The following is a 4,658-nucleotide window of genomic DNA, read 5'->3' as shown; positions in this document are numbered from 1 at the left end:
GCTTCGCCATCGGGCTCAGCTCCGCCGGCCATTCAGGCCGTGGCGCCGACGCCCGTCATGCACTAAGATCGAATCCGGACCACCCGTTCGGGGCAGACCAGGACGATCAGCGCAAAGGCGTCACCGTGCGTCAGGGCGTTCTGCTGCATCATCACGCGGAACTGCAGCGCGTTCTGCCAGGCGTTGGGCTTGCGGTAGATCAGCGCAAACAGCGGATGATCGGTGGCCTTCTCCTTCGTCTCCCGATCCCTGATGTGGAACGGCAGCATCCCGATCGATCGCGAAATCAACGAGACGCAGCGCAGGACGGTGGTGTTCTTCATCGCCGACTTGACGCTGATCACCGCTCCGGCCTCCGTCACGGCCCCCGCGCCGCCGCGCACGAACTCCATGAAATCCGGATCGTCAAAGCTGGTGAAGGTCGCCGCCTCCCCTGCCATCGCACGCACCGGCACGGACGCCGCCGCCTCCGGTTCACCGCGACGGAACAAGTTCAGAAGGCCCATCATCACCTCAGATCATCAGGAGGCCGCGACCCTCGTAGACCGAGGGGCCGCTGGCCGCTTGCGGGTTCATGTCCATCAGCACCGCCGCGGTGAACATCGCGACCACCGGATCGATCTTGGCGACGCCGGCCGTTTCCTTGCTGATGTAGACGTTGTTGCCGCGCTGCTCGGACTTGGCGTTGCCGATGCACCAGGTCATCAGCGGCTGGCCCCCATGGCGCATCTTGCCGTCGAGAAGCCGGCGTTCGAGGCCCTTCACGGCGCCGTTCAGCTTGTAGCCCTGCCCGACCGGCACGATGTCCTTCTTGGGGTCGAACCCAACCTCCTCGAGCGCGTCCACCAGCGCCGCCACGCCATAGGGGTCGAGCCCGATGCTGCATTCCTCGGGCAGCCGCCCCGCATCCCGCGCCCGGCAGATCAGCGCGACCGCCTGGTCGATGTGCTCCTGCCCGGTTTTCGTGATCGCGAGCTGGCCCGCATCTCGCAGTTCCTCGAGCTTCGGCGCGATTTCCTTGCGCCTGGTCAGCACCACCTCGAGGCAGCATGCCCAGCAATAGACGAGCCACTGCTTGATCTCACGGTCACGCCCGATCGCCGAGAGGCCGAAGAGATCGTCGGCCCCGCCCACGTCCCCGCCGAAGACAATGACTTCGCAGCGCTCGAGCATCGCCTCGAAGGTCACCGCCACATCTGCCGTGCCGAGCCAGTAGTCGGCGCCAACCCAGCGGTTCGCGTGCAGCCCGAGGCCGATCTCGATGTTGAGGTGCTGGGAGGCCCAGCGGATTTCTTCCTCCAGCCCCTTCTGCACAGCCGTCTGGTAGTCGGCGACCAGGCGCTCGATCGTCACCGACCGGCCGAGGTTCGGCAGCACCATCGGCCAGATCTTCGGGTCCCGCCACGGCTTCGCATCGTCGCGCTGCAGGGCCTCGGGGAATTCGTAAAGGATCGGCAGCATGCGCACGCCGCTCGTGATCGAGCCGTCGCGCACGCCGCGGGCATAGTTGAGCTCGGCCTTGAACACGCCGGTCGGCGGGATCTCGGATTGGGTGGTGATGATGATCAGCAGGCTCTCGTCGTTCGTGATCATCCCGCCGCGGATCTGCCCGATCACCCGCGCGGCGTGGTTCATCTCCGCCATCAGGTGGAGCTCGTCGATAATCGCGAAGGCGGGGATCGAGCCCGTGACCACCTTCGGGTCGAAGCTCTTGATCTTCAGCTTGGCGTTCATCCGAACGCCGGTGTCTTCATCCTCGTGCAGGTCGACGATCGTCTTCTTGTGCTCGATGACCTTGAAGCGCCGGCGCAGATAGCCATCCGCCTCGATCATGCCGACCGCCTGGGCGAAGCACTTGTCCGCCACCTCCTGCGTCGGCCCGATGATCACGCCGTCGATGTTCGGCCGGCGGTTCATCAGCAGCGCGATGATCCCGAGCGCCGCCGCGTTCGTCGTTTTCGAGTTCTTCTTCGGGATCAGGTTGAAGATCTCGCCGACGAAGCGCTTGCCCGTTGCGGGGTCGACCGAGCCGAAGGCCGCCCGCACGATGTCGCGGATCCAGTCCGCCCCGGCCTCGGCCATCGTGGGCTGGCCCGGGATGTCCGGCACCCGCAGAAGGTTGAAGAGATCCACCGCCGCATCGGCGGCGACAGGATCGAGCGGCAGTTCCGGAATCGGCGTCTGACCGCGGCGGAGCTTCTGCTCCCAGTCCGGGCAGGCGAACGACAGCCCGTCGAGCGGCATCACTGCGCGCGCCCCTTCATCCTGGCGAAGATGTCGCCGTAGTCGTCGGGCATCTTCTGTGCGTCGATCCGGGCCTGCTCCTTCTTGCCCGGGCGCTCGCTCGTCGCCGCGCCTTCACCGTCGTCTTCGCCCTCGCTGTCCCCTTCCTCGCCCGCCGCCCGGCGCGGCGCCGGCGGGGCCTTGTCGCGGAACCACTCGTCGAGCAGCCGGATCGAAGGCACGTGGCCCTCGCGCGCCTTGCGCATCAGAACATCCAGGAACTCGCCGCGCACCTGCGTGAGCCCCAACTCGAGCTCACAGGAAAAATGTTTGCGAAGCGTCTTCTCGTCGATGCCCATGTTCTCGGCGATCCGCTTCTGGGACCAGCCGTCCGACACGCGAACCGCCACAAACCGCTGATTTTCGGCGTCTTTCTTAAACGACCTGCGCCCGCGGCGATCCCGGATCGGCTCGAGCGGGCAGCCGAACAGGTCGACCTCCGCGGCCGTCTCGGATTTCTCGGGTTTCACAGGAAAAAAAATCCTTGAGTGGTGGGACCGCGGGTCTAGGCCGGAAGGGGTCCCGGACTTTCGACCCACCCCCCGGGTGGGTGGTCGGCACCTTCCGCCCCGATGCCGGGGTGCAGCTGCCGCTCCGGCCGCCGCCTCGGGGCGTCGCACCTGCCGTCGTGTTTCAGACGACGCCAAGCACGGGCGGACCCGCTCGGCATCTCACTTCTTCGCCGGCGCTTCGGGCGCAGGGGCACCACAGCTGGCGCAGGCATTGCCGCCTGTCGCCAACCGGCCGCAGTACCGACACGGCAGGGCCAAAGCCGGAGGCGACGCACTCGGTTGCCGAACGCCGAGGCTCATCGCCGCTTCTCCTCGCGCTGCTTGTCTCGGTCGTGGCACGGCTTGCAGAGGCACTGCAGGTTGCCCGCTTCCCAGAACAGCGCCTCGTCGCCGCGATGCGGGATGCGGTGGTCAGCCACCAGCAGCTTGGTCTCGCCCTCGAGCTTGCCGCACCGGCGGCAGGTGAAGAGGTCACGGACTAGCACCGACCAGCGGAGCTTCTGCCAGCGTGCGGTCTTGTACCAGGCGCGCCAGTGCTGCTCGGCATCCCGGCGCGCGTGGCGTTCTTGCTCAGTGCGGGGCGCAGGCGATGCGAGGCGCGCAGGCGCAGCACCCAGCCGCGCGGGCAGGCTGCGCAGTCGGCCCATTTCGGAATGATCCTTCCCCAAGAGCAATCAGGTAGACGAAGCCTGAAATGCCGATCTACCCTAGGTAGCCGACCCTGTCGGCCAAATTTGGACAGTGGAGTACCTTATGAAGCCCTACCTTGGTGTAGCAGCATGCTCGCTGCTGCTACTTGCGGCATGCGCACCGAAGCCGATTGTCACCGACTACAACGGAGACAGCGTGAAGATCCAAGCCAACACGCTTGTGGCCGACAAGAAGGTCGCGGCTGCCGCAATCAAAGCCGAAGCCGACAGGATTTGCAAAACGGGCGGCCGTACACGCTCAGAGTATGCCTCGACCCGGAACGTTGCGGATTTCACAGACGAGCACCTTTACCTGTGCCTTAACTGAGCCCTTGAACGAGGTGCGCCCGCTCGGCTTTCACCGGCGGGCGCATCTCTGGATAATGGCAAGAACCGATCATATGGCGGGGATAAGCGTCAATCCCCTTTCTCACTGTGCCCCTGCATGCGGCTCAGGGCGGAGGACAGGGCCCGCTTGAGCTTCTCTCGGTTTTTCCCATCTGCGGACCAGCCATGCGCCTTCAGCACCTCGCTCAGAGTGCGGTCGCCAAGGCACACCATGTCGACCAGCGCCCGGTCAGTGATGGTGCGCGCACCCGCACCACCGCGATTCGAAGGGCGCACCCTGCGCACCTCCATGGCGAAGCCTGCCCCGATCCGTCGCTCGATCGCTGCCAGCTCGCGGCCTACGTCGAGGAACGCGTCCATGAACCCGCCGCCCTCGCCCCCAGCCCGGCCAGCCTCGAGCGACGCGCACTTCACCCCGGCCGCTGCACGCTGTTCGACCAGCGCCCGGTAGTGGCGCCCCATGTCGGCTTGCCCGGGCGAAAATGGGGCGACGAAGGGCAGTTCGACCACCTCACCCTTCTGGTTCACGTAGCTCGGCTGATCAGCCTCATGCCGATCCCGAGCGTCCCGGATCATGCGGTCGAAGACGTCAGCCACAGCGAGCGTGCGGCGAGGTGCCGTGTCCCTCGGCCCCTGGAAGCCCGAGCGTACGGCCGACCCGCCGACGATCATGCGCTGCTGAGTAACACGGAACCCCGAGGTGCGCGCCGGTGCAGCCGGCACCGGGTGGCCTGCCCCGAACGGGTGGTCCGGATTCGATCTTAGTGCATGACGGGCGTCGGCGCCACGGCCTGAATGGCCGGCGGAGCTGAGCCCGATGGCGAAG

General features: G+C 66.3%; 6 protein-coding genes. 1 reads left to right on the top strand and 5 read right to left on the bottom strand.

From position 1 onward, the window contains the following. Positions 1-62: 62 nt before the first annotated feature. The 4 genes from V8J36_RS22680 to V8J36_RS22665 form a co-directional block, all read right to left on the bottom strand. Positions 63-509, bottom strand: coding sequence for a phage portal protein (locus tag V8J36_RS22680; RefSeq protein WP_336469588.1), 447 nt, complete (start codon positions 507-509; stop codon positions 63-65). 4 nt (positions 510-513) lie between these two features. Then, positions 514-2,244 (bottom strand): terminase large subunit, encoded by a 1,731-nt coding sequence (locus V8J36_RS22675; protein ID WP_336469589.1) that lies wholly within the window; start codon positions 2,242-2,244, stop codon positions 514-516. Further along, positions 2,244-2,753, bottom strand: a complete 510-nt coding sequence (locus V8J36_RS22670; RefSeq protein ID WP_336469587.1) for a hypothetical protein — start codon at positions 2,751-2,753, stop codon at positions 2,244-2,246. Before V8J36_RS22670 ends, V8J36_RS22675 begins: the two co-directional genes overlap by 1 nt. A 338-nt stretch (positions 2,754-3,091) precedes the next feature. Further along, on the bottom strand, positions 3,092-3,442 hold the full coding sequence (locus V8J36_RS22665; RefSeq protein ID WP_336469586.1) for an HNH endonuclease: 351 nt from the start codon (positions 3,440-3,442) through the stop codon (positions 3,092-3,094). 106 nt (positions 3,443-3,548) lie between these two features. On the opposite strand from V8J36_RS22665, the gene V8J36_RS22660 reads away from it, so the two are divergent. Continuing rightward, the gene (locus V8J36_RS22660) at positions 3,549-3,812 is read left to right on the top strand and encodes a hypothetical protein (RefSeq protein ID WP_336469585.1); all 264 of its coding nucleotides are present in this window, start codon (positions 3,549-3,551) and stop codon (positions 3,810-3,812) included. 89 nt (positions 3,813-3,901) lie between these two features. Here the strand turns inward: V8J36_RS22660 and V8J36_RS22655 are convergent. Then, a partial coding sequence (locus V8J36_RS22655) for a hypothetical protein (RefSeq protein ID WP_336469584.1) occupies positions 3,902-4,658 on the bottom strand: 757 nt, incomplete at its 5' end.

The organism is Frigidibacter sp. MR17.14 (genome assembly GCF_037095735.1).
GTDB lineage: Bacteria > Pseudomonadota > Alphaproteobacteria > Rhodobacterales > Rhodobacteraceae > Frigidibacter.
The sequence above is the reverse complement of the archived record's forward strand: the minus strand, read 5'-3'. Positions and strand labels throughout refer to the sequence as shown.

Coding starts and splice junctions, on each gene's coding strand:
- V8J36_RS22680 (WP_336469588.1), bottom strand. CDS start 509: ATGATGGGCCTTCTGAACTTGTTCCGTCGCGGTGAACCGGAGGCGGCG.
- V8J36_RS22675 (WP_336469589.1), bottom strand. CDS start 2,244: ATGCCGCTCGACGGGCTGTCGTTCGCCTGCCCGGACTGGGAGCAGAAG.
- V8J36_RS22665 (WP_336469586.1), bottom strand. CDS start 3,442: ATGGGCCGACTGCGCAGCCTGCCCGCGCGGCTGGGTGCTGCGCCTGCG.
- V8J36_RS22660 (WP_336469585.1), top strand. CDS start 3,549: ATGAAGCCCTACCTTGGTGTAGCAGCATGCTCGCTGCTGCTACTTGCG.